Consider the following 24,537-nt stretch of genomic DNA (forward strand, 5'->3'; position numbering starts at 1 on the left):
TTAAGCCGTCTTAGGCTGTTCCGCCAACAGTCAGGCTATCAATCCTTAAAGTAGGCTGTCCAACCCCTACCGGCACGCTTTGGCCTTCTTTGCCGCAAACCCCAATTCCGCCGTCTAATTTAAGGTCGTTACCGATCATGGAGACCTGTTTTAAGGACTCTGGACCGCTACCGATAATCGTGGCGCCTTTGACAGGGTATTGAATTTTTCCGTTTTCTACCCAATAGGCTTCGGAGGCAGAAAAGACAAATTTGCCGCTAGTGATATCCACTTGGCCGCCGCCAAAATTGACCGCATATAGACCTCGTTTAATGCTTGCCACAATTTCTTGGGGATCGTCTTTGCCGGCCAGCATATAAGTATTTGTCATGCGAGGCATTGGTAAGGAGGCAAAACTCTCACGGCGTCCATTACCTGTGAGTGGCATCTTCATCAGACGTGCATTCAGGCTATCTTGAATATAGCCCTTCAAGATTCCATCTTCAATCAAGGTGGTGCACTGTGTAGGCGTGCCTTCGTCATCAATATTGAGCGAGCCTCTACGTCCAGACAATGTGCCATCATCAACTACAGTGACTCCTTTGGCGGCAACACGTTGGCCGATGCAACCAGCAAAAGCAGAAGATCCCTTTCGATTGAAGTCACCCTCAAGACCATGTCCTACTGCTTCATGTAAAAGCACGCCTGGCCAACCTGGACCCATGACTACGGTCATTGGGCCTGCGGGTGCTGGTCGTGATTCAAGATTAACTAAAGCTCCATCTACAGCTTCATCAACATAGCGATTAATTAACTCAGTATCAAAGTAAAGGTAGTCGTGACGTGCGCCACCACCAGAGGAGCCAGATTCACGGCGACCATTTTGTTCGGCAATCACGTGAACTGAGACGCGAACGAGGGGGCGAATATCTGCCGCAAGAAGACCATCAGCTCTTGCTACTAAAACAACATCAAACTCACCAGCAAGACTAGCCATGACTTGAATGATGCGAGGGTCTCGTGCTTTTGCGCGACGCTCAATACTTTCTAGTAGAGCAATTTTTTCATTGGGCTGTAATGAGTCTAGGGGGTTGAGATCAGAGTACAGCTTATTGGATAGCGGGTTAAATAGCTTGCTAGCCACTGCTCTCTTGCCACCTTCGGGGCCGATCACGCGAGTTGCATTTGCAGCCTTATTTAAAGCCTCCAGATTAATTTCATCTGAGTAAGCAAATGCCGTTTTATCACCATAAATGGCCCGCACACCAACGCCTTGGTCAATATTGAAGCTGCCAGATTTCACAATACCTTCTTCAAGGCTCCAGCTTTCACTGCGGGTATGTTGAAAATATAAATCAGCATCATCCAAGCGATGCGTAAACATATTGCCAAAAGTGCGGTGTAAATCTTGCTCGGATAGTCCGGTTGGTTCAAGCAAGATGGACTTGGCTAATTTAATGAGGTCTGCTTGCTTTTTGGCTTTTGTCCAACTGGCAGGAAATAGTGCTTCTGGTGCATTCATGTGATTCGGCAAATCTTTCATTAAAGCTTGCGGTGTGCAAGTGCAGGTAACTGAGAGCGTACCTCGTTTAATTTATCTTTGCTTAAAGTCCCTGAGATAAAGCCTTCCCCTTCAGGGAGGTCTGCCAATATTGCCCCCCAAGGGTCAATTAGCATGCTGTGGCCCCAAGTGCGGCGTTGATTGGGATGTATGCCCCCCTGTGCCGAGGATAAGACGTAGCATTGATTTTCAATGGCACGAGCACGTAGCAAAATTTCCCAGTGAGCTTTGCCTGTCGTGTAAGTAAACGCCGCTGGAATGATATGGCAATCCACTGGACCCATCGCACGATACAGTTCTGGAAAACGGAGGTCATAACAAATGCTCAGACCAAAAGTCCAGTCTTCATTGTTGTGATGGATTTTGAGAAGTTGAGGAGCATTGCCCGCTTCAATGGTCTCAGACTCTTGATAGCGCTCTGTTTTGGTTTGAAAGCCAAAAAGATGAATCTTGTCGTAACGCCCAATTTTTTTGCCGCTGGGATCGTAGCTCAGCATGGTATTGAGCACCTTGCCTGGATCTTTTGCTTCTAGCGGAATAGTGCCGGCCACCAAATAAATCTGATTATCTTTGGCAAAACTTGCTAGCTGTTCTTGAATTGGACCGCTACCAAGTGCTTCGCGAGCAGCAACTTTGTCAGTATCCTTTAGCCCCATTAAGCAAAAATATTCTGGGAGCACTACCAATCGAGCCCCATCCTTGGCAGAGGCGTCAATAAGCCTCCTCGCTGTATTGAGATTTTCCTGAATGTCTGGACTGGAAACCATCTGAATAGAGGCTATTTTCAGTTCTGCCGAGTTCATAGGATTACTCATCTCAATCTAGTTGGTGGTTTGTGCGTCGTTACCCGAATTGTTTGGGGTGCTATTGGAGCTGGGCTTACTTTGCTCCATGAGCAGCTCTTTTTTTCGAATGGAGTCAAAAGTTTGAGTATCAATCGGTTGACCTTTTTGATCCAATGGAATGACCTCTGGGTTATCCCATGATCCCTGCACTAAATAATCGGATTGAAAGCTACGGTTAATCTGACTTGTAAGGAGGTATTGACCAACTAGGGCACCCAGACCCACGATGGGGTTGATTGCAAATGCAGCAAGCGATCCTGCAGTCGCATCAATTGTCGGAAAAATAGTGATGCGCAAATCCTGCGTTTGCTTTGAAAGATTGATTTGTCCAGCCATTGCAACACGCGCTTGATCTAAATTCATATTGAATTGTTTAGCTTGTGCAACACCGTTACTAATATCAAAGTTGCTTGTAATCGAATTAAAAGGTGTGCCCTTAGTAACAATATTACCAAGGCCACCTTGGATATCTAAAGTGGCAAATTTAAACAAGCTTTGCAGACTCAGTACGTCTAATATTTTCGCGCCGCTGGTATTGACTTCCAACAGACGTCCTTTTTCAAGATTCAGACTTGCCTTGCCGGAGAGGGTTTCATATTGCGGATTAAACGGTGAGCCATCCCATTCCACATTGGCGCTTACTTTGCCGTGTCCACCCTCAATGGATTTTTGTGATGTCCAATGTGCAATGATCTGACCAGCATCTTTGACATCCATATCGATATTCAGAGTGCTGTGTTCAGCTTCATTCTTAGTACTCCCATTCCACTGACCATTCATTTGGCTGGAACCTTGAGGATTATCACTCTGTATCGAATCAATTTTTAGCGTGTGATCGCTGGTTCTGGTTTTAATTTTGATCTGGCCAAGTCGCGCCTTACTCCAGCTCAGATCATCAATGGAGATATCTAAGCTCGGAATAGAGTCCGGGGTAAATGTTGCTTGGTTTGATGAGCCTGGTTTTGTGGGCAGGTTTGAAATGACATCCGGAATTTTCAGTTTAGTAAGGCGTCCACTGATCAGGCCACTTGTGTTGTTTTTATTAGCCGCTTGGTATTGAAATTGGCCGGATGCCTGGAGAGATCCAAGTTTGACATCCCAGACATTTTTTTTGTTATTTGCTGACAGGTTCACGTCCTGCCACAGTCGATCAAATAAAGTGAGCTTCTTAACTTGCGCTGTGATTTGAATGTTTCCAGTATTAGACTCAGCTTCTTGTGCGTGTGAAGGTGATTTAGCTGCCAAGAAATCCCGCCAAGTATCTAGGTTAAGTTCGCTGCTTACTAAATTGAGGTTGAAGCCTTCCTGCGGCAGATTAGGTGGGGCGCCGATTCCAAGGCTATAGCGCAATTCATCATCGCGGCTCAGGACTCCTTGTGTGGAATAAAGTTCACCAATCTTGCCAGACCAACTTGCGCGATTAGCATTATTTTTTTCGCTAGCAAATGTTTTTATATTGACTTCGCCAGTCATTGCGGCGCCTGCTAATTTCTTAACTGGTGCTGGGGCGTTGATAGACCAATCCCGAAGATCAAAGCGAAGGTTTGAATCGCTGCCAAGCTTATTAAAGCTAATGGTGCCATCGTATTTGATGGTGCCATTCATAGCATTGAGCATGGGATTTGGCTGTGAACGTGAGGAGTTCGCAAGATAGGCCTTTAGAAAACTAGCCTGGATGTCCCCAGCGATATTGAAATTTTGTTTATTGCTATTTTTGTCATTGCTAGAAATTTTGATCGAACCACCTAGGAAGTTTGCAGAAACATCTTCAAACTCTGGGTTACTTTCGGTAATGCGGATATTTCCTTTGAGATCTTCAAATGGGGGGAAGTCACCCCATTCAGCACGGTTACCCGGGAGCGTTAATTTCAGATCAATATTGGTATCGGCGGATCCAGATAGGGGAACTTTTAAACCAATGCCCAGATCAATAGGCCCAGTAACACGTAGACTTTGCGCAATCTTGTCTTGTTTTTTTCCGCTTGGTGAAGCATAAAAATACTCCAGTAGTTCTGGTGCCTGGCCTTGGGCCTTGCCAGTTACGGATAGCGTTAATTGATTAGCGCTGACATTGGGAATTTCTGCATGAAAGCCGCTCAGAGCTACCTGCTTGTAGCTTGCGGTCGGAATATCCACTGCAAAACTAGAATTGCTCATGGCGACAGTGCCATTGACATTGGTAAAGGTAGACCAGGTTCCTTGATTGCTTGGTAAGAGCGGTACTGGAGTAAACGCTGCGCTAGAGATTGGAAGATTTAAGCTGAACTCACCTTGTTGTTTATCAGGGAACGGTACTTGATTGGGATCTCCTTTAATATGCAGAGTGCCATTTTGAATAGTGCCAGCATTAAACGCCTTGCTTAAATACACTCTCGCATCTTTGCCCATACCAACAGGTAAATAGCGATATGCTGTTTTTGCATTGGCATGCAGGAACTGCATATCTAAGGCCATAAAGTCAGCCTCTTTCGGTGTACCAATAATGTAGTTAAGACTCAAATTGGTATTGATTTCAGGATTACTTAGCAAGAGTTTGTTGGTGTTAACGACCCAGCGCCCTCTTTTTTTTGGCCCAGCTAATCTGCCCGCTTGCGCGGTCAAGTTGAATCTTCGGGTCTTCGAGGAAGTCATTAATTTCTAATCCAAGGTCTTTGGAGTTAAGGGAGAAACTCCCCTCGTTTTGGCTGCTGGAAATAAAGCCGGACAGATTGGATACGGAGGGCATCGACTTATTGACGCCAATAAAACTCAGATTAATCAGTTTGGCGCTCACTGTGAAATCCAGTTTATTGGACTTGAACCAATCTCCAGGAATATTCAGCGCTGAAAGAGCGGATTTACTCTCTGACCAATGAATATCAACATCCTCCAAATCGCCCTCAGCTTGAGCAGCCTTGATCCATTGATGCACTTTTTTAGAGAGCGGTAGGTTCAGTGCAAATAAGGTTGCATCATCTATTGAAATCTTGGGTGAAGAAAATCCGAACTCTTTAATCTCTCCATCAGCTGCGGGAGGGCGCCAGCGAAAGGTCATCGGACTCAATTTTTCCAGTGGCGCAGATTTTGGGCTGTCCATATCGCGCCAGGCAAATGTTTTCGTTGAGATTGCGATCAAGCCATCATTTGTTTCTTGCACGAGATTAGCTTCGAGCCTGCCTAGTGCAATTGCATCTTCACTTTTTGCGGATTGAACAACCAGCTTATCGACTGCAACATAAAATTCACCACCATCAGGCTGAGCATTATCAATTTTGAGATTGCCATTCGAGCTCAATAAACCTTCAAGTGTATGAATGCCAAGATTGAACTCTTTAGATACTTGCTTTAGGTCTAGGTCTGCTAAATTCCACGAGATCGTACCAATCCAGTCACGCCAGTTTCCTGCTTGCCCGCCTAAGTGTGGGACAAAGTTTACTTTGACTTCAGTTGGTCCTTTTGTCCATGGGGTAATGGCGATGAGCGAGCCATCATGTCTACGAATACCATTGGTAAGGTCTAAATTGAGAACCTCAATCGATGTAATGGCTTTCTTATTCTGCTGATCATCCCAAAAAAGTTTAACCTTTTTGGCCTCAATACTGTCCTGTGCAAACAACCAATTTTCAGCAGAGTAATCGCTTGAGTTGCTGTCCAGAGGAATGCCTGCTACAGAGATGGCGCCCTTAGTATTGCGTTGCGCATAAATTTCTGCGCCTTCGAAATGAATCTCATGGAAATAAGGCGCTAAGTGATAGAAAGAGTTCCAGCTGAGTTCGCCATATATCTTTTCTATGGAGAGCAGGGCTTTCGTTTTGTTGGGACTGTTAAAACGCAAACCATTCATTTCAAATGCTGGCCTAATACCCGTCCAAGAAACCTTCAGATCATCAATGGTGACATCTATGCCTGTGCGGGTGCTGATGAGTTTTTCAACGGATGCCTTAGATTTTTCAATTTGAGGCCAAAGTACATATCGCACCCCAAGATGCCCAATGACAAAGAGCGCCAACACAACTCCACCCAAAATCAGGGCGCGCTTACGCCAATTCCTACCCAAACCTGGAGGACGTTTTGCAAGCACGCTCTTAAGGCGAGGTGGAATGATGTTTTGCAGCATGACCTCTATTATCCGTCAGGCTCTGTACGATCGGCAATCATCTCTTGCTCAACTTTTAGTCGGGATTAAGATGGGGGGATGGATGATTTTTCAAGGCAAATCGAGTTTTTAGAGCGACACTCCAATTATGCAAGGCGTTGGCTTCATGCCAAGCCGGAATGGCTTGATTGGCTCAGAGCCCATGGGCAGCAAAAAATTGATTTAGCTGGGATTAAGGACCTTCTTGATCCCTGCCGGATTGATTTCTTGAGCGAGGGGCATGATGAGGCGCAATTTATGTCTGATTTGCGCTTGGCTCGTCAGCGTCTGATGCTATGGCTGGCCTTTCGTGATCTAAATGGCATGGCCAGTCTGGATGAGGTTACTCATTGTCTTAGCCATTTTGCGCAACTGGCTACCACCGACTCTATTGCATTTATCCGCAGAGATTTGCAAAGTCGCTTTGGATTGCCTTGGAGCAGCTCAAGCAATACTGAAATGCCACTCATGGTAGTTGGCATGGGGAAGCTAGGTGGTTTTGAGTTGAACCTGTCATCCGATATAGATTTGATATTTCTCTATGAGCATGAGGGTGAGACGCGAGGAGGTCTCAAAACCTTATCGAATCATGAGTGGTTTACACGCATGGGTCAGCGTTTAATCAAAATGCTATCTGAGCATGATGCCAATGGGTTTGTGTTTAGGGTGGATATGCGTTTGCGACCCAATGGTGATTCTGGTCCTTTGGTTTGCAGTCTTGATATGCTCGAAGAATACTTGCTCGTACAGGGTAGGGAGTGGGAGCGTTACGCTTGGATTAAGGGCAGGCTTATTGCGCCATTGCCCGGATCGCATGACTATGCCCATTGTGAAAAATCTCTAAATCAAATCATCCGACCATTTGTCTATCGCCGGCATTTAGATTACGGTGTTATCGCCTCTATTCGTGATCTGCATGTGCAAATTCAGCGTGAAGCGGAGAAGCGTTCTGCTGGTCATCAAGGACGCTCCCATGATATTAAGTTGGGACGTGGCGGCATTCGGGAGATTGAGTTTTTAGCGCAAATGGTTCAGTTGATGCGTGGTGGTACCGACCCTCGTTTTAGAGTGCGCCCAAGTTTAGAAGTGCTCAATCTGATTGGGCGCCGTCGCATCATGCCTTTACCAGAGGTAGAAGCGCTCAGTGATGCCTATATTTTTCTACGACGTCTTGAACACCGTATTCAGGTTTGGGATGATCAGCAAACGCACTACCTTCCTGATGATTCTGCTGTTCGACTACGCTTAGCTGAAGCTATGGGCTTCGCAGATGATGCGAGTTTTCTTGCCCAGTTGGAGCGGCACCAAAATAATGTTGCTCGTTTATTTGAAAAAGCATTTTTATTGGACGATGAGGAAAGGCTTGACCTTGCACCGCAGGATTGGATGCCAGATGAAAAGTATTTTCCTCAATCTCTGCTTCGATGGCAGACCTGGATAGCTAGCCCTAAGGCAAGGCAGCTGCCAGAAAAAAGCCGCTTAATTTTTGATAATTTAATGCGTAGTGCTGCTGATATTTTGATGGCTGATCAAAGTCATTTGCCAACAGTAGATCAGATCCTATTGCGTTTTTTTGACTTACTGGAAGCAGTTGCACGACGTAGTGCCTACTTATCGATATTGGCTGAGTACCCCAGAGCTTTATTTAATGTGTTGGCTTTGTTACAGGCATCCCAGTGGGGCGCGCAATACCTTACGCTGCATCCCCATCTATTGGATTATTTATTGAACTCTCATGCAGAGAGAGCGCTGATTGATCACCCTGAGGATTATTGGCGCGAAGTAAGAGCCAACCTAAATGTGCGTTTAGACGATGTTATGGCTGAGGGCGATGCCTCAGAGCAGGCCATGGATATCTTACGGGTGACCCACCATACAGAGACCTTTATTACGCTGCTAGCTGATTTAGGAATCGGGGTAGAGCAAGCCCTTTCTGTTGAAAAGGTGAGTGATCACTTGTCGGCTTTGGCTGATTTGATGTTGCAAGTCACCTTTGAGCGAGTCTGGCCTACGGTAGCTAAGAAGTATGACTTGCCGTATGACACTACCCCATCCTTTGCAATCATCGCCTACGGTAAGTTGGGTGGCAAGGAATTAGGTTACTCCTCTGATTTAGATTTGGTGTTTTTATATCAAGCCAATGAAAACGATCATGCTGCTCAAGAAATATATGCGCTCTTGGCGAAGCGCATGATTAATTGGTTGACTGCTTTTACTGCGACGGGTAGTTTGTTTGAGGTTGACACCAGACTTCGCCCCAATGGATCAGCAGGCTTTTTGGTTACTAATGCACAGGCATTTAGAAAATATCAATTGCGCCAGGGCGATAACGCCGCTTGGGTTTGGGAACATCAAGCTTTAACGCGCGCCCGCTTTGCTGCTGGCAATCTTGCGGTAGGTACTCAGTTTGATATTGTCAGATCAGAAGTATTGAGTCAGAAGCGCAATATTGACCAATTGCGATCTGAAATTTTGGAGATGCGCCGTAAGGTACATGAAGGTCATCCGAATCTGGGCGAGCGCTTTGATTTAAAGCATGATGCTGGCGGCATGGTTGATATTGAATTTATTGTTCAATTTTTAGTCTTGGCTTATGCGCACCAATACCCACAATTGATTGCTAATCTTGGCAATATTGCTCTTTTGAGGATTGCTGGTGAAGTAGGCTTAATTCAAGCGCTTGCCGCTCAAAAGGTTGGAGATGCTTATCGCTTATTAAGGGCGCATCAACACCGTTTACGTTTGGATGGCGCAGAAAAGACGCGCATTCATTTGGAGGATCAGCCTGAACTGCTTAGGGCTCGAGATGATGTTTTGCTGCTGTGGCAAGACATCTTTAGGGCACCATCGGGCATTTAAATGAATTTAATGTTGTTCTAGTAACTCGCGTGCATGTCGTCGAGTGGTATCGGTGATAGTTGCGCCACCCAGCATTCTGGCAACCTCCTCGACCCGCTCAATTCTGCCTAAAGGCTGAACTTGTGAAACTGTTTTATCCCCATTTTGAGACTTGCTCACTTTGAGATGGTGATTACCCTGTGCGGCAACTTGTGGAAGATGGGTGACGCATAGAATTTGATGAGTCTGACCCAGTTGATGTAAGAGCTTGCCAACCGTTTCAGCAACAGCCCCGCCAATGCCGGCATCAACCTCATCAAATATGAGAGTCGGCGTAAAGGAAGCCTTACTAGTAATGACGCTAATGGCTAGGCTGATACGAGCAAGTTCACCGCCGGAGGCTACTTTCGCTAATGATCGCGGTGTACTGCCTGCGTGACCTGCTACCAAAAACTCAATTTGTTCTAGGCCGTGTGATCCACCTTCCTGTAGTGGTGTGAGAGCAATTTCTAAGCGACCACCAGCCATAGATAAATCTTGCATAGCATCGGTTACCAGCTGACCAAGTTCGGTTGCAGCTTTGCCGCGCTTCTGTGAGATTTGCTTTGCTAACTTCAGAAAGGCTTCTTCTTCTTGATTTACTTTTTCTCTCAGGGCGTCAATATTCTGCGATGCAGTTAATGCCTCTAAGCGCTCAGCAGTCTCAATAAGTAAAGTCGGGAGCTCATCAGTTTCAGTGCGATATTTTCTGGAGGCGCCATGCAAGGCCTGCATCCGCTCTTCAACTTGTTCAAGTCTGGCTGGATCCAAATCAATTTTTTGTAGATAGCGATTGAGCCCATGAATGGCCTCATCCAGTTGAATTTGCGCACTCTCCAGAGATTCGCTAATACTAGCCAATGCAGGATCATGTTCAGCTAATGCGCCGATATTACCGCTGACTTTGGATAGTGAGGACTCTAGAGAATTGTCGGCATCACTTAAGATTTCAATGGCTTCTTGGCATCCACCAATGAGTTTGGCTCCATTGGCCAATCTTGCATGTTCACTTTGAATGTTTGCCCACTCACCTTCTTGAGGAGAGAGCTCTGTTAATTCTTCTAGTTGCCACTGTAGACGTTCACGTTCGCGCTCGACATCTTGCCCCGCATTTTCTGCTTGCTGTAAGCGCCGACGCGATTCACTTAGGGTTTTGAATGCGAATCCTACTTCTGTAGAGAGCGGTAACAAACCTGCATGACGATCTAAGAGTGCGCGTTGCGCGCCACCCTTCAAAAGTAGTTGGTGCGCATGTTGCCCGTGAATATCAACTAGCTGATCACCAGCCTCACGTAGCTGCGCTAATGTTGCAACGCTGCCATTGATAAAAGAACGACTTCTACCGCCACTTTCAACCGTTCGTTTGAGTAACAGGCTTTGACCATCATCTTCCACGGGAAAGCCCTGATCATCTAGCCATTGGCTAAAGGACTGAATGAGTTCTGGATCAATCCGAAAGAGGGCGGAGATCTCGGCGCGACTAGCACCTTCTCGAATTTGACTGCTATCTGCGCGCTCGCCCAGCACAAGACTTAGGGCATCTAGCAGAATAGATTTGCCGGCACCAGTTTCTCCAGTGAGAACCGTAAAGCCACTTGCAAAGTCGAGCTCAAGTTGGTCAACAATGACAAAGTCACGAAGTGAGATGGTTTGAAGCATGTATTAGCGTAGCAAAGAACTCGACATCAGAATGTCGACGGGTATTCATTCCAATGCAACTTCTCGCGCAAAGTTTTGTAGTCACTATGATTGCTCGGGTGCAAAAGAGCAATCGTTTTATCAGATTGACGCACTTCAACCTTGTCACCACTTTGCAGATTAGTTTGCGACTGCATATCAAAGTTGACAATCACTTCAAGTCCATTAATTACCTCAATTACCGTAAGACTATCTTGGGGCAGGACAATCGGGCGATTGGAGAGTGAGTGCGGCGCAATCGGTACGAGCAAAATTCCGGCGACGTGTGGATGCAAGATGGGCCCACCAGCTGATAAGGCGTAGGCAGTAGATCCTGTTGGAGTAGAGACAATCAAACCATCCGAACGCTGGTTGTACATAAAGGAGCCATTGACGCGAACTGCCAGCTCAACCATTCCAGAAATGCCAGAGCGATTTACGACTACATCATTGAGTGCTAAGGCGCGATTAATTTCCTTACCATCGCGCAGCACGACAGCGTCGAGCAGAGTTCTAGTATCAGCTTCATATTCACCGGCGATGATTTTTGGCAAAGTCTCTTTGACGGACTGAATTGGAATGTCGGTCATGTAACCAAGGCGACCCATATTGATACCAACTAGGGGAACGTTGCTACCTGCTAATTGGCGAGCAATACCTAACATGGTGCCGTCACCGCCCAACACCACTACCAGATCAATGGCTCCAGCAAAGTCTTGGGCCGTTTTAGTGGGGTAGTCACTTAAGCCCAGATGAGCGGCTGTACCAGCCTCAATAAAGACCTCGCAACCCAATCCGGAGACCAATTTGGCTAGATCCTGAAGGTGCTCCTCGATGCCGTCTGTCTGCAGTTTGCCGACGAGCGCCACCCGGCTAAAAGCCTTCTTGGAGGAATTTGGGGATGGGCTTAACATATAACGATTAAACCATAGGCATAAAATCCCTTCCAACATGGATGAACGTTCCCGCGCTTTACTTAAAACCCTCATCGAGCGCTATATCGAGGAGGGTCAGCCTATTGGCTCGCGCACGCTATCGAGATTCTCAGGTTTAGACCTCTCAGCTGCCACTATTCGCAATGTCATGGCTGATTTAGAGGACATGGGCCTAGTTACTAGCCCCCACACCTCTGCTGGCCGTATTCCAACCCCCAGGGGGTATCGCCTCTTCGTCGACACCATGGTGACTGTCCGCCCCTTAGAGGCAATGGCGGCTCGTGAAGTTGAAAAGGGACTTTTGCCAGATTCTCCACAGCGGGTTCTGAATTCAGCGGCTCAGATTTTGTCCAATCTCACCCATTTCGCCGGTGTCGTGATGACCCCAAAGCGTGCCCAAGTGTTTAAGCATATCGAGTTTCTGCGTTTGGGTGAGGGCAAGATTTTGCTCATTATGGTCACTCCAGAGGGTGATGTGCAAAACCGCATTTTGCCGACCACTCAAGATTACACGCCCAGTCAATTAATTGAGGCGGGTAATTACATTAACGCCCAGTTTGCTGGAAAAAGTTTTGAGCAAGTACGCTTGCATCTCAAATCGGATTTAGATAATTTACGTGCAGACATTTCTGGCTTGATGGCTTTAGCATTGCAGAGTGGTGTTGCTGATTACGACATGAGTCGGGGTGACATGGTGCTTTCCGGTGAACGTCGCTTACTTAATGTCGGCGATTTAAGTTCCAACCTTGATAAGTTGCGCAAGATGTTTGACATGTTGGAGCAAAAATCAGTTCTGATGCAATTACTAGATGTATCGAGTCATGCTGATGGTATTCAGATCTTTATTGGCGGAGAGAGCGATCTTTTGCCTTACGAAGATTTAGCAGTAATCAGCGCCCCATATAGTGTTGATGGGCAAATCGTAGGAACCCTAGGGGTGATTGGCCCAACTCGGATGGCTTATGACAGGGTGATACCGATTGTCGATATCACCTCTAAATTATTATCGGGCGCATTAAGCTCCTGAGCTTTGAACTGAATACTATTTTTAACTAGAGACACTTATTTTGAATCAGAATCCACACTTACGCGCCTCCAAAACGGCGGTATTGTTATTGAATTTAGGCACGCCATCTGCTCCAACACCAAAAGCAGTGCGAGCTTACTTAAAAGAATTTCTCTCCGATCCGCGAGTCGTAGAAATTCCACGTTTTATTTGGTGGATGATTTTGAACGGAATTATTCTGCCGATTCGCAGTGGCGCTTCTGCTAAAAAATACGCTTCTATTTGGTTGCCACAATTAGGCTCACCACTCATGCATTACTCGCGTTTACAGGCGAAGGAGTTGGGCGAGAAATTTGCCAATGAGGGCCATACTATTTTGGTCGATTTAGCGATGCGCTATGGCAAGCCATCGACCCAAGAGGTCCTAGAAGACCTGAAGGCCCAGGGAATGGAGCGCTTGCTGCTATTGCCCCTTTACCCACAATACTCAGCCACTACTAGCGCCTCAAGCTTTGATGAAGTCTTTCGCGTACTCGGCACTTGGCGCGATCAACCTGAGTTGCGTCTGGTGAAGCACTATCACGACAATGCTGCCTACATTGCTGCTTTACGTGATCAGGTGCTTAGTAGTTGGGATAAAGATGGACGCCCAGATTTTGCACGTGGCGATCGTTTTGTGATGTCTTTCCATGGGTTGCCAAAACGCAATTTAATGAAGGGTGACCCATACCATTGCGAGTGTTTAAAAACAGGACGCTTGCTTGGTGAATCTCTGGGATTAGAGCCAGGGCAGTATCTAGTAACTTTCCAATCTCGTTTTGGAAAAGCCGAATGGTTGAAGCCGTATACCGCACCAACTATTGAAAAATTAGCGAAAGAAGGTTGTCAGCGAGTCGATATTTTCTGCCCTGGATTTCCGGCGGATTGTCTTGAAACGCTAGAAGAGATCGCTATGGAGGCCAGAGAAGACTTCTTGGCACATGGTGGAAAAGACTACCGTTATATTCCCTGCATGAACAGCAACCCTAAGTGGATAGAGGCTCTGAGCGATATTGCCTATCAGCATTTATTGGGCTGGTCCTTGGGTACAGAGTCTGCAGAAGAGCTTGCTAAGCGGAACGAAAGAGCCGAGCAAGCGAAGAATAGGTCTTGAAATTGAATACACTGACCCCACATAGCAAAGTAACAGCCTCAACTACAGAAAAGTGAATTAGCGTCCATGACACAAGAAAATCAAAACCCAACACCAGAGCAGGAGAGCCCTGCGGCTGATCCAGTTGTTGAGACTGCAGCAGAAACTCCTGCAGTAAAAACACCTGAACAAGAGATCGCTGAACTCAATCAGAAGGTATCCGACTTACAAGACAACTTCCTGCGTGCCAAAGCTGAAGGTGAAAATATCCGTCGCCGTGCAGTTGAAGATATTGCGAAGGCCCATAAGTTTGCGATTGAAAGTTTCGCTGAGCACTTAGTACCAGTGACCGACAGTTTGTATGCCGCCTTGAGTACTGATGCAGGCGATGCTAAGGCCTTTAAAGAAGGTCTGGAAATCACCTTAAAGCAGCTTTTATCTGCTTTTGAAAAGGGTCGGATGACAGAAATTAACCCTGCGGTGGGGGATAAATTTGATCCGCACCATCACCAGGCCATTGCCTCAGTGCCATCTGAGCAAGAGGCTAATACGGTAGTTTCAGTGCTTCAGCGGGGTTATACCGTGGCAGATCGGGTTCTCAGACCTGCTTTGGTGACCGTTAGCGCCCCGAAATAAGCCCAAAAAGAGGCTTAAATCCCGAAAAAAGCATAAAAAAGGCAGATTTCTGCCTTTTTTGCTCTTCTACCCCTTGAATTCCCTTTTTTAGACCCCATTTATTGGGTAATGGAATATTCGCGGCAGTTCAGATGAATTGCCTCAATCAACTTAGAAGTACAACAAAGTAACTTAATTTTTTGGAGTAATTATGGGAAAGATTATCGGAATCGACTTAGGAACCACTAACTCGTGCGTTTCAGTCGTTGAAAACAATGCACCTAAAGTTGTCGAGAACGCAGAAGGCGGTCGTACAACTCCATCCATCATCGCCTATGTTGAAGATGGTGAAGTATTGGTTGGTGCGCCAGCAAAACGTCAGTCAGTGACCAATCCTAAAAACACAATTTATGCAGTCAAGCGTTTGATGGGTCGTAAGTTTACCGATCCTGAAGTGCAAAAAGACATTAGCCTGATGCCTTATGAAATTATTCAAGCAGACAATGGCGATGCTTGGGTTCAAGCACGCGATAAGAAAATGGCGCCACAGCAAGTTTCTGCTGAGATCTTGCGCAAGATGAAAAAGACTGCCGAAGACTATCTTGGCGAAGAAGTAACCGAGGCGGTAATTACTGTTCCTGCTTACTTTAATGATAGCCAACGTCAAGCTACTAAGGATGCTGGTCGTATTGCTGGCTTAGATGTCAAGCGCATCATTAACGAGCCAACCGCTGCCGCATTGGCGTTTGGATTAGATAAGCAAGACAAAGTAGATCGTAAGATTGCTGTGTACGACTTGGGCGGCGGTACATTCGACGTATCCATTATTGAGATTGCTAACGTTGATGGTGAGAAGCAGTTTGAGGTGCTCTCCACCAACGGTGACACATTCTTGGGTGGTGAGGACTTTGACCAACGCATCATTGACTGGATCATTGCTGAGTTTAAGAAAGAGCAAGGCGTTGATTTGAGCAAAGACGTTTTAGCATTGCAACGCTTGAAAGATGCTGCAGAAAAAGCCAAGATCGAATTGTCATCCGCGCAACAAACCGAAATTAATCTGCCTTATGTGACAGCTGATGCTAGCGGTCCTAAGCATTTGAACTTGAAGTTGACCCGTGCTAAGTTGGAATCTTTGGTAGAAGAGTTGATCAAGCGTACCGCTGGTCCTTGCTTAACTGCCATTAAAGATGCCGGCGTAAACGTAGCGGATATCGACGACGTGATTTTGGTCGGTGGCCAGACTCGTATGCCTGCAGTTCAAGACAAAGTAAAAGAAATCTTTGGCAAAGAGCCACGTAAAGACGTAAATCCTGATGAAGCGGTTGCCGTTGGTGCTGCTATTCAAGGTTCCGTATTGTCTGGCGATCGCAAAGACGTATTGCTCTTGGATGTGACTCCATTGTCTTTGGGTATCGAAACTCTTGGTGGCGTGATGACCAAGATGATTCCGAAGAACACAACGATTCCTACCAAGCATTCACAGGTTTACTCTACTGCAGAAGATAATCAGCCTGCGGTAACCATCAAATGCTTCCAAGGTGAGCGTGAGATGGCGGCTGCAAATAAATTGCTCGGTGAATTTAATCTCGAAGGTATTGCACCTGCGCAACGCGGTATGCCACAAATTGAAGTGACTTTTGATATCGATGCCAACGGTATTTTGCATGTAACTGCAAAAGACAAGACCACCGGTAAAGAGAACAAGATCACCATCAAGGCAAACTCTGGTTTGACTGAAGAAGAAATTCAACGCATGGTGAAAGATGCTGAAGCCAATGCTGCTGAAGATAAGAAAGCATTGGAGCTGGTAACTGCACGCAATACTGCAGATGCCTTAGCTCACTCTACCAAGAAGGCCTTGGAAGAGCATGGTGCTAGCTTAGAAGCCGCTGAAAAAGAGGCGATTGAAGCGGCCCTCAAAGAATTGGATGAAGCAATCAAAGGTAGCGATAAAGAAGCCATTGAAGCCAAGACCGAAGCTTTGGGTAAAGCAAGTCAGAAGCTGGGCGAGAAAGTCATGGCTGCTGAACAAGCTAAAGCAGGTGCTGCTCAAGGCGCAGCTCCTGGTGGCGAGCCAAAAGCAGCCCCAGATGCTGATGTTGTTGATGCGGACTTCAAAGAAGTTGATGACAAGAAATAATCTAGTCAACACGTATCGTTAACGTAGTTTTGATGTACTTAAATAACAAGTCGGCCTCGTGCCGACTTGTGTCATTCGGGTTGTTGAGAGGAATAGGCTGTGTCTAAAGGTAAACGCGATTTTTTATGAAGTGCTTGGTGTAGCAAAAGGTGCCAGTGACGATGAGTTGAAAAAGGCTTATCGCAAGATGGCAATGAAATATCATCCAGATCGCAATCCCGATAGTAAAACGGCTGAAGCCCAATTTAAAGAAGTTAAAGAAGCCTACGAAACACTGACAGATCCTAATAAGCGAGCAGCTTACGACCAGTATGGGCACGCTGGCGTAGACCCATCTATGGGCGGCGGTTTCGGTGGAGGTGGTTTTGGCGGCGGCGGCTTTGCAGATGCCTTCGGCGACATCTTTGGTGATATTTTTGGTCAAGGCGGCGGCCGTCAGTCTGGTCCACAAGTCTATAAAGGCGCAGATTTACGCTACAACATGGACATTAGCCTTGAGCAAGCAGCTGAGGGTTATACAACTCAAATTCGGGTGCCTAGTTGGAGTAACTGTAAGCCATGCCATGGCACTGGCGCAGAGCCTGGATCTAAGGCTGAGACATGTACTACTTGTAATGGTCATGGTCAGGTCCGTGTGCAGCAGGGCTTCTTTTCTATGCAACAAACTTGTCCTAAATGTCGTGGTACTGGCGAGTACATTCCTAAGCCTTGCAAAACTTGTCATGGCACCGGTAAGCATAAAGAACAAAAAACCCTAGAAATCAAAATTCCAGCGGGCATCGATGATGGTATGCGCGTACGTTCGGTCGGTAATGGTGAGCCAGGTATTAATGGCGGTCCAGCGGGCGATCTATATGTAGAGGTGCGCGTTAAGCCCCATAAAGTATTCGAGCGAGATGGCAGCGATTTGCATGTGCAGATGCCAATCTCATTTGCGACAGCCACTATTGGTGGTGAGATAGAAGTGCCAACACTTTCAGGTCGGGTTGAGTTCCCCATCCCCGAGGGAACTCAGACAGGCAAAACCTTCCGCTTGCGTAATAAAGGTATTAAAGGTTTGCGCTCAACCTTAGTGGGTGATTTATTTGTTCACGTTGTCGTTGAAACGCCTGTGAAGTTGACTGATGAGCAAAAGAAAATGCTGCAGAAGTTTGATGACAGTCTTAAATCTGCTGGTGACAAACATAGCCCACAGCAAAAGGGTTGGTTTGACGGTGTAAAGAGTTTCTTTAGTTAACTAGCCAGCAAAACCGTACTCAGGTCCGGGAAATTTTCCGGACTTGACTTCACGCACGTAGGCCTTAACTGCGGCCTCTACAGAGTGATGGCCTTCCATGAAGTTCTTAACAAACTTGGGAGGTCTGCCGGGGCTAATGCCCAGCATATCTTGCAGAACTAATACCTGACCAGAGCAATCTGGGCCCGCTCCAATTCCTATGGTCGGAATATGGAGTTCAGAGGTAATCTTTTCGCCAAGTGAGGAAGGGATAGCTTCAAGCACAACCATTTGCGCCCCTGCTTCTTGGCAGGCAAGTGCTTGCTCCAACATATGCGTAGCAGCATCTTTGGACTTGCCTTGGACTTTGTAGCCGCCGAGTACGTGCACGGACTGAGGAAGCAAGCCAAGGTGAGCGCAGACAGGAACGCTGCGTTCTACCAGATAACGGATGATGTCGACTTGCCAGTCTCCACCTTCTAGTTTGACCATATCAGCGCCAGCACGCATCAACATTGCTGCAGAATCCAAAGCCTGCATGGGGTCACCATAGCTGGCAAAAGGTAAGTCAGCGATCAAAAATGCGTGGGTGTTGGCGCGGGCGACACATTCGGTGTGATACGCCATTTGTTCAATAGTCACCGGCGTTGTGCTGGAGTGGCCTTGAATGACGTTTCCCAAAGAGTCACCAACTAAGATGACCTCAACCCCGCAGCGATTTAGCAATGCAGACATAGTCGAATCATATGCAGTGAGCATGGTGATTTTTTCATGCTCGGCATGCATCGCCAGCAGCTTGGTAATTGAGAGTGGCTTGTCGCCTTGTAAGTAACCCATGGCGTGAGTTTAATGAATTAATGCGCCGTTTGGCTATAAGCGTCTTTTTCCCCGCAATTGCAGTTACGGCAAGCGAGTTTTTCGATTCTTTGATGGGCTACTTTTGGGAGGTAGGCCTTTAGTTCGCCAAGATTCGGCAGGAAGAAATCTGGCGCGATTTCGAGTAAAGGGAGCAATACAAATGAGCGTTCGATGATTCTGGGATGAGGAAGCATTAACTCAGTTTCATTTTGAACAACGCCCTCAAAAGACAAAATATCAAGATCCAGGGTGCGCGGCGCATTTGCATATGGACGCTCTCTACCGAATTCTTGTTCAATAGCTTGGCAGACATGAAGAAGGCCGTAAGGGCTTAATTGAGTTTCAATTTCAATAACGGCATTGATGTAGTCGCCACCAAGTGCGTCGACAGGTGCACTTTGATAAAAGCAACTTTTGGCCAGAATATGTAATTCTGAGCGCTGTGCCAGACAAACGATGGCGTCAGTGATGAGTTGACGCGTGTCGCCGATATTGCCACCAAATCCGATAAATGCTCGTGCCATACGATTCCAAACTAGAGATGAAACTACTTTACTGAAATTTCTCTAAGTCTGCTTAGCTTGCCTCAGGTTCTGTTGGGCTGGCTGCTTTGGGTTTCCTGCGTCGGCGTCTTTTCACTGGCGAGCCTACTGTCGAGCCAGATTCATTTTTAGCCCTGGCCATCAGCTCCTCTTGGCCAACAGGGTCGGCCGCAATGAAGTTAGTCCACCATTCGCCGATGGCTGGATTCTGTTCGCCTGTGGCGCAGCGCAGAAGCATGAAGTCATAACCCGCCCTGAAGCGTGGGGATTCAATGAGGCGATAAGGGTAGCGCCCCACCCGTTTTTCGAAACGAGGCTGCATGGACCAGATTTCCCGCATATCACTCTCAAAGCGGCGCTGGATCGTCATGCCGCTACTTTGTGTGGCGATCGTATCATCCATGGCATCGTGCAGTGCTGGGATATTAGCCATTCCTTTAGCGATATTTGCTTTCCAGTTTTGGAGGAGATCGGGCCAAAGTAATGTGGCAAATAAAAAGCCTGCTGAAACACTTTTACCTGACTGGATTCGTTCATCCGTATTGGCAAGGGCTAGCTTTACAAAATCGTTGGCACCTTTAGAGGCTTCATTGTTATCTAGGATGTGATCAAGAAGCGGTAATAAGCCATGATGTAAACCAGCATCTCGTAGTCCTTGAATAGCAGCCCAAGAGTAGCCTGACATTAAGAGTTTGAGAATTTCATCAAAGAGTCTTGCTGATGGCACATCTTGTAATAGCTTGCCCAGCTTGGCAATTGGCGCACGGGTAGCAGCATCCAAGGTAAATTTAGTTTTAGCTGCAAAACGAATCGCCCTGAGCATGCGGATAGGATCTTCTCGATAGCGTTTTGCAGGATCGCCAATCATGCGCAATGTTTTCTTTTGCATGTCAACCATGCCGCCGTGATAGTCCAAGACTGTCTCACTTGAAGGATCGTAATACATTGCATTAATCGTAAAATCACGACGTGCCGCATCCTCACCTTGAGATCCCCAAACGTTGTCACGTAAAATGCGACCGCTTTCAGCAACATGGTCACCGGCGTTATCTAGCAAGGCTCTGAAGGTTGATACCTCAATAATTTCTGGATGACCTTTGCCAAAGAAGGTCACATGCACAATCTGAAAGCGCCGACCAATGAGGCGCGCTTTGCGGAATAGTCTTTGCACCTGATCGGGGGTTGCATTGGTTGCTACATCAAAATCCTTAGGGCCAATTCCGAGAACAAGATCGCGTACAGCGCCGCCAACAATAAATGCTTCGTAACCTGCTTCTTGCAAGGTTTGAGTTACTTTGACGGCATTCTTAGAGAGTAAGTGTGGATCAATGCGATGCGATTTTTTTGGGATACGCTTAGGGGCTCCCGCATTGTTCGCTTGCGTATGTTTGACCATAGGGTCACGACGCAAGATGCGCTTAATAAATTTAGTAATCATGCAAACAATTCAAGAATGGGCCAATCGCGCTTTTGCGCTTCACTGCGCAGCCGATCATCAGGGTTAGTGGCAACAGGATGGCTTACTTGTTCAAGTAATGGTAAATCATTCATCGAGTCAGAGTAGAAGTAACTGCGCGGCAATGTGCTCAAGCTCAGTTTTTGGTTCGCTAGCCAATCATGCAGATTCTGAATCTTGCCTTCGCGAAAGTTTGGAATGCCTTTGACTTCACCGGTGTAATTTGACAGAGGGTGATCATCGCTAGTCGCTGGCTCAGTAGCAATGAGATGCTCAATCCCAAAACTTTCAACAATCGGGCGAGTCACAAAGCTATTGGTAGCGGTGACCACACAGCATAAGTCGCCTGCATCTTGGTGGCGCTTTACTAAATCAATAGCTTGTTGCCGCAATTGACCATGAATCACTTCTTCCATAAAAGCGTCGTGCCATTCTTTTAATTGGGCGCGTGAGTGTTCAGAGAGAGGCTTTAATGCGAAACGCAGAAACTCATGAATATCGAGCTTACCGTCTTTGTAGTCCTGATAGAAGCGTTCATTCTGGCGAGCATAGTATTGGCTATCAACTACGCCGATGCGAGCCAAAAATTGGCCCCACTCATAATCGCTATCGCAAGGGAGTAGGGTGTGGTCTAAATCGAAAAGGGCTAGCTGGGTCACAAATAGAGTAATGAATGGATTATTTGGGCTGTAAGAGTTCGCGCACCAGGGGCAAGGTTACAGCACGTTTTGTTTCTAATGAATAAGCATCTAAAGCATCAATTAAAGCCATTAAATTAGGCATGTCACGGTAAAAGCGATTTAGCAACCATGGCAAGACGTCTGGAGATAAGACTAATCCACGCTCTTTGGCTGCCTGCTCCAATGCTTGTATTTTCTCATCATCGTCTAAAAGTTGGGTTTGGAAGATCAAACCCCAGCCTAGACGCGTTCGGAGGTCCTCTCGGAGTGTCAAATTGGTCGGCGCCGCTTTGCCAGTCATGAAGATATGAATATTTTTACTGGCATGAACCTCATTCAAAATCCGAAAGAGGGCGCCAACCAAGCGTTCATCTAAACGATCAACATCATCTACTGTGATTATTGAGGCGGTATCGCTTTGCACAAGAGTAGGTAATTTTTCCTCAAGGCGCACCCAAGATACAGGCTCACTCGGATTTAACGAGAATGATTGAAGGCTGGCATTTTCTGCAGCCTGTTCCATGGCTTGAAGTAAGTGTGATCGGCCAGAGCCTTCAGGTCCCCACCAATAGATCCACCGATGGTTGAGTGGATTATTAGGCTCCTCTTTAGAGGGGCTTACCCAAGATTGACACAGTCTTTGTAATGTCGCTACTAATGCGCGATCTTTTCCTGGCAGGTAGTTGTCTAGACTGGCTTTAGGTGCGTGGCTAATATCTAAGGCGAATTGTCTTGGAAGCGGAGGTATATTCACGAAGAGGTAATCATTAAAGCGAAATTATTTTTGATACCAAGAACTTTGTGCATAGACAGACCAAAGGTATTGAACGAGCACTAAGCTGACGGCGCTAATTGGCAAGGCAAGCAACACGCCAAAGAAACCAAAGATCTTGCCAAAGAGTAGCAAAGCAAAAACTACTGCTACTGGGTGAAGCCCAATGCGCTCACCCACTAGGCGCGGGGTCAGGAAGAAGCCCTCTAGAAATTGTCCCAGACCAAACAGGGCAAGGACTCCAACTAGTTGAGTACTCATACCAAATTGCAGTAACGCAGAAAGAACTGCAAGGCTTAAGCCTAAAGTGATTCCAATATAAGGGATCACAATCATGATGGCAGTAAAGACGCCTAGTGCAACAGCTCCTTTAATTCCGATTACGCTTAGGCCGACACTATAAAAAACGGCCATGATAGAGATGACGATCAACATCCCGCGCAAATATTGGGATAGCAAACCATCGGTATGCATGGCTAAGTGATGTACGGTTTCTTGTGCGCGTGGCGGAACCAATTTTTTGATCAGATCAAAAAAATGTTCCCAATCAATCAGCAAATAAAACATCACAAAAATAATTAAGACACCGTTTACAAATCCAGAAAGGACAGAGCTTCCAGATACGAGTACGGTATCTATCGTGCTACCAATTAAGGTATCTGCGTTATCACTAATATGTTCAGTAATTTTTTCTGTGACATTACTCTTGAAGGCGCCCCAATCAATATCAATATGCATTTGGACTAGTTTGGGTCCGAGCCAAGACTGAGTGCTGGCAATCCATTCCGGGAGTTGGGCCTTAATCAGGGGAATCTCAAATTTCAGAAGACCAATTAAGAGTCCAAAGATGCCAAAAATCAGAGATAGGCCAACCACCATGCTGAGCGCTGCGGCCAGTGGACGGGGAATCTGACGCCTCTCCAGCCACAGGCAAAGGGGGCGCAGGGCATATGCCAGGATGAATGCCGTCAAAAAAGGGGTAAAAATTTCAGCCATTACGAGTAATCCTCTAGAATTCAATGATTCTACTGATCCAGTAGCATTTTTTACTATTATTCCAGCTCAAATATGACTTCATCTACCAATTCTTCCTCAAAAGGCCTTTCCTACCGTGATGCGGGGGTTGATATTGATGCTGGTGATGACTTAGTCGACCGCATTAAGCCTTTGGCTAAAAAGACCATGCGAGAAGGTGTTTTGGCTGGCATTGGTGGGTTTGGCGCTCTTTTTGAGATTCCAAAGCGTTATAAAGAGCCCGTTTTGGTATCTGGCACAGACGGGGTGGGAACAAAACTACGTTTGGCATTTGAGTGGAATCGTCACGATACGATCGGTCAAGACTTAGTTGCGATGAGTGTGAATGACATTTTGGTTCAGGGAGCAGAGCCGATGTTCTTCTTGGATTACTTTGCCTGCGGTAAGTTAACCGTGGATACAGCAGCCACTGTTGTTGGCGGGATTGCCAAAGGTTGCGAATTATCTGGCTGCGCACTTATTGGTGGTGAAACTGCAGAAATGCCTGGTATGTATCCTCCTGGCGAATATGACTTGGCTGGCTTTGCAGTCGGCGCAGTTGAAAAATCCAAAATTATTACCGGCAAAACCATTGTTCCTGGTGATGTGGTGTTGGCAATTGGTTCGAGTGGCGCGCACTCCAATGGTTACTCTTTGGTGCGCAAGATTATTGAACGTGCAGGTGCAAAGCCTAGCGATGACTTAGGTGGTCGCTCCTTGGGCGATGTTGTGATGGCTCCTACAGAAATTTATGTCAAACCATTATTGAAATTAATTTCTGAGATTGACGTTAAAGGAATGGCCCATATTACTGGTGGTGGCTTAGTGGATAACGTACCACGTGTCTTGCCGGAAAACACTCAAGCAGTTTTACATCGTGACAGCTGGCAAATGCCAGAACTCTTCCGTTGGTTGCAGATGAAGGGTGGCGTTGCGGATGCAGAGATGGTGCGTGTATTTAACTGCGGTATCGGCATGGTAGTGATCGTTGCCCCAAGCCAAGCAGATGTTGCGATCAAATCATTAACCTCGCAAGGTTTAAAAGCGTGGACAGTTGGTGAAGTGCTTGAGCGTCCTCAGGGTGCTCCACAAACGATCGTGATTTAAGCGCTCAA

At 46.6% G+C, this 24,537-nt stretch carries 19 protein-coding genes; 7 read left to right on the forward strand and 12 right to left on the reverse strand.

Features of this window, described 5'->3' with window-relative positions; all coding sequences use genetic code 11:
- Window positions 1-10 precede the first annotated feature (10 nt).
- The 4 genes from tldD to A9236_RS11215 are packed head-to-tail and all read right to left on the reverse strand — an operon-like array spanning window position 11 to window position 6,481.
- A complete protein-coding gene (gene tldD / locus A9236_RS01545) occupies window positions 11-1,501 on the reverse strand; it encodes a metalloprotease TldD (protein ID WP_071466375.1) in 1,491 nt (496 codons plus the stop codon).
- A gap of 20 nt (window positions 1,502-1,521) precedes the next feature.
- Window positions 1,522-2,343: a carbon-nitrogen hydrolase family protein gene (locus A9236_RS01550; protein WP_236638654.1), complete on the reverse strand. Its 822-nt coding sequence runs from the start codon at window positions 2,341-2,343 to the stop codon at window positions 1,522-1,524.
- A gap of 18 nt (window positions 2,344-2,361) precedes the next feature.
- Window positions 2,362-4,986 (reverse strand): YhdP family protein, encoded by a 2,625-nt coding sequence (locus A9236_RS11210; protein WP_236638655.1) that lies wholly within the window; start codon window positions 4,984-4,986, stop codon window positions 2,362-2,364.
- Window positions 4,928-6,481, reverse strand: coding sequence for a hypothetical protein (locus A9236_RS11215; protein WP_071467711.1), 1,554 nt, complete (start codon window positions 6,479-6,481; stop codon window positions 4,928-4,930). Before A9236_RS11215 ends, A9236_RS11210 begins: the two co-directional genes overlap by 59 nt.
- 78 nt (window positions 6,482-6,559) lie before the next feature.
- Here A9236_RS11215 and glnE point away from each other — a divergent pair, with 78 nt between their 5' ends.
- The gene (glnE, locus tag A9236_RS01565) at window positions 6,560-9,358 is read left to right on the forward strand and encodes a bifunctional [glutamate--ammonia ligase]-adenylyl-L-tyrosine phosphorylase/[glutamate--ammonia-ligase] adenylyltransferase (RefSeq protein ID WP_071466070.1); all 2,799 of its coding nucleotides are present in this window, start codon (window positions 6,560-6,562) and stop codon (window positions 9,356-9,358) included.
- Window positions 9,359-9,364: 6 nt separating this feature from the next.
- Here glnE and recN read toward each other — a convergent pair whose 3' ends face one another.
- The gene (recN, locus tag A9236_RS01570; RefSeq protein ID WP_071466069.1) at window positions 9,365-11,035 is read right to left on the reverse strand and encodes a DNA repair protein RecN; all 1,671 of its coding nucleotides are present in this window, start codon (window positions 11,033-11,035) and stop codon (window positions 9,365-9,367) included.
- A gap of 26 nt (window positions 11,036-11,061) precedes the next feature.
- The gene (locus tag A9236_RS01575) at window positions 11,062-11,967 is read right to left on the reverse strand and encodes an NAD kinase (RefSeq protein ID WP_071466374.1); all 906 of its coding nucleotides are present in this window, start codon (window positions 11,965-11,967) and stop codon (window positions 11,062-11,064) included.
- Window positions 11,968-12,004: 37 nt separating this feature from the next.
- Here A9236_RS01575 and hrcA point away from each other — a divergent pair, with 37 nt between their 5' ends.
- The 5 genes from hrcA (at window position 12,005) to dnaJ (ending at window position 18,121) form a co-directional block, all read left to right on the forward strand.
- Window positions 12,005-13,015 carry a heat-inducible transcriptional repressor HrcA gene (gene hrcA / locus A9236_RS01580; protein ID WP_071466068.1) on the forward strand — a complete coding sequence of 337 codons (1,011 nt, stop codon included), beginning with the start codon at window positions 12,005-12,007 and terminating at the stop codon, window positions 13,013-13,015.
- Between the two features lie 40 nt (window positions 13,016-13,055).
- Window positions 13,056-14,147: a ferrochelatase gene (gene hemH, locus A9236_RS01585; RefSeq protein WP_071466067.1), complete on the forward strand. Its 1,092-nt coding sequence runs from the start codon at window positions 13,056-13,058 to the stop codon at window positions 14,145-14,147.
- A gap of 66 nt (window positions 14,148-14,213) precedes the next feature.
- Window positions 14,214-14,762, forward strand: coding sequence for a nucleotide exchange factor GrpE (gene grpE, locus A9236_RS01590; protein ID WP_071466066.1), 549 nt, complete (start codon window positions 14,214-14,216; stop codon window positions 14,760-14,762).
- A gap of 190 nt (window positions 14,763-14,952) precedes the next feature.
- A complete protein-coding gene (gene dnaK, locus A9236_RS01595; RefSeq protein ID WP_071466065.1) occupies window positions 14,953-16,884 on the forward strand; it encodes a molecular chaperone DnaK in 1,932 nt (643 codons plus the stop codon).
- Window positions 16,885-17,002: 118 nt separating this feature from the next.
- Window positions 17,003-18,121, forward strand: a complete 1,119-nt coding sequence (gene dnaJ, locus A9236_RS01600; protein WP_071467732.1) for a molecular chaperone DnaJ — start codon at window positions 17,003-17,005, stop codon at window positions 18,119-18,121.
- Here dnaJ and panB read toward each other — a convergent pair whose 3' ends face one another.
- Genes panB through A9236_RS01630 form a run of 6 tightly spaced genes read right to left on the reverse strand, consistent with a single transcriptional unit; the run spans window position 18,122 to window position 23,404 of the window.
- Window positions 18,122-18,937: a 3-methyl-2-oxobutanoate hydroxymethyltransferase gene (panB, locus tag A9236_RS01605; protein WP_071466063.1), complete on the reverse strand. Its 816-nt coding sequence runs from the start codon at window positions 18,935-18,937 to the stop codon at window positions 18,122-18,124.
- A gap of 17 nt (window positions 18,938-18,954) precedes the next feature.
- Window positions 18,955-19,482 (reverse strand): 2-amino-4-hydroxy-6-hydroxymethyldihydropteridine diphosphokinase, encoded by a 528-nt coding sequence (gene folK / locus A9236_RS01610; RefSeq protein ID WP_071466062.1) that lies wholly within the window; start codon window positions 19,480-19,482, stop codon window positions 18,955-18,957.
- A gap of 52 nt (window positions 19,483-19,534) precedes the next feature.
- The gene (gene pcnB, locus A9236_RS01615) at window positions 19,535-20,938 is read right to left on the reverse strand and encodes a polynucleotide adenylyltransferase PcnB (RefSeq protein WP_071466061.1); all 1,404 of its coding nucleotides are present in this window, start codon (window positions 20,936-20,938) and stop codon (window positions 19,535-19,537) included.
- Window positions 20,935-21,615, reverse strand: coding sequence for an HAD family phosphatase (locus A9236_RS01620; protein ID WP_071466060.1), 681 nt, complete (start codon window positions 21,613-21,615; stop codon window positions 20,935-20,937). Before A9236_RS01620 ends, pcnB begins: the two co-directional genes overlap by 4 nt.
- A gap of 19 nt (window positions 21,616-21,634) precedes the next feature.
- The gene (hda, locus tag A9236_RS01625; protein ID WP_083393528.1) at window positions 21,635-22,390 is read right to left on the reverse strand and encodes a DnaA regulatory inactivator Hda; all 756 of its coding nucleotides are present in this window, start codon (window positions 22,388-22,390) and stop codon (window positions 21,635-21,637) included.
- Between the two features lie 24 nt (window positions 22,391-22,414).
- Window positions 22,415-23,404: an AI-2E family transporter gene (locus tag A9236_RS01630; RefSeq protein ID WP_071466059.1), complete on the reverse strand. Its 990-nt coding sequence runs from the start codon at window positions 23,402-23,404 to the stop codon at window positions 22,415-22,417.
- A gap of 72 nt (window positions 23,405-23,476) precedes the next feature.
- Here A9236_RS01630 and purM point away from each other — a divergent pair, with 72 nt between their 5' ends.
- Window positions 23,477-24,529 carry a phosphoribosylformylglycinamidine cyclo-ligase gene (gene purM, locus A9236_RS01635; protein WP_071466058.1) on the forward strand — a complete coding sequence of 351 codons (1,053 nt, stop codon included), beginning with the start codon at window positions 23,477-23,479 and terminating at the stop codon, window positions 24,527-24,529.
- Window positions 24,530-24,537: the final 8 nt, after the last annotated feature.

The sequence above is a fragment of the Polynucleobacter sp. QLW-P1DATA-2 genome (assembly GCF_001870365.1).
Taxonomy (GTDB): Bacteria; Pseudomonadota; Gammaproteobacteria; order Burkholderiales; family Burkholderiaceae; genus Polynucleobacter.

Coding starts and splice junctions, on each gene's coding strand:
- A9236_RS11215 (WP_071467711.1), bottom strand. CDS start 6,481: ATGCTGCAAAACATCATTCCACCTCGCCTTAAGAGCGTGCTTGCAAAA.
- grpE (WP_071466066.1), top strand. CDS start 14,214: ATGACACAAGAAAATCAAAACCCAACACCAGAGCAGGAGAGCCCTGCG.
- purM (WP_071466058.1), top strand. CDS start 23,477: ATGACTTCATCTACCAATTCTTCCTCAAAAGGCCTTTCCTACCGTGAT.
- hrcA (WP_071466068.1), top strand. CDS start 12,005: ATGGATGAACGTTCCCGCGCTTTACTTAAAACCCTCATCGAGCGCTAT.
- glnE (WP_071466070.1), top strand. CDS start 6,560: ATGGATGATTTTTCAAGGCAAATCGAGTTTTTAGAGCGACACTCCAAT.
- A9236_RS01630 (WP_071466059.1), bottom strand. CDS start 23,404: ATGGCTGAAATTTTTACCCCTTTTTTGACGGCATTCATCCTGGCATAT.
- pcnB (WP_071466061.1), bottom strand. CDS start 20,938: ATGATTACTAAATTTATTAAGCGCATCTTGCGTCGTGACCCTATGGTC.
- folK (WP_071466062.1), bottom strand. CDS start 19,482: ATGGCACGAGCATTTATCGGATTTGGTGGCAATATCGGCGACACGCGT.
- dnaK (WP_071466065.1), top strand. CDS start 14,953: ATGGGAAAGATTATCGGAATCGACTTAGGAACCACTAACTCGTGCGTT.
- tldD (WP_071466375.1), bottom strand. CDS start 1,501: ATGAATGCACCAGAAGCACTATTTCCTGCCAGTTGGACAAAAGCCAAA.
- A9236_RS01550 (WP_236638654.1), bottom strand. CDS start 2,343: ATGAACTCGGCAGAACTGAAAATAGCCTCTATTCAGATGGTTTCCAGT.
- A9236_RS01575 (WP_071466374.1), bottom strand. CDS start 11,967: ATGTTAAGCCCATCCCCAAATTCCTCCAAGAAGGCTTTTAGCCGGGTG.
- panB (WP_071466063.1), bottom strand. CDS start 18,937: ATGGGTTACTTACAAGGCGACAAGCCACTCTCAATTACCAAGCTGCTG.
- recN (WP_071466069.1), bottom strand. CDS start 11,035: ATGCTTCAAACCATCTCACTTCGTGACTTTGTCATTGTTGACCAACTT.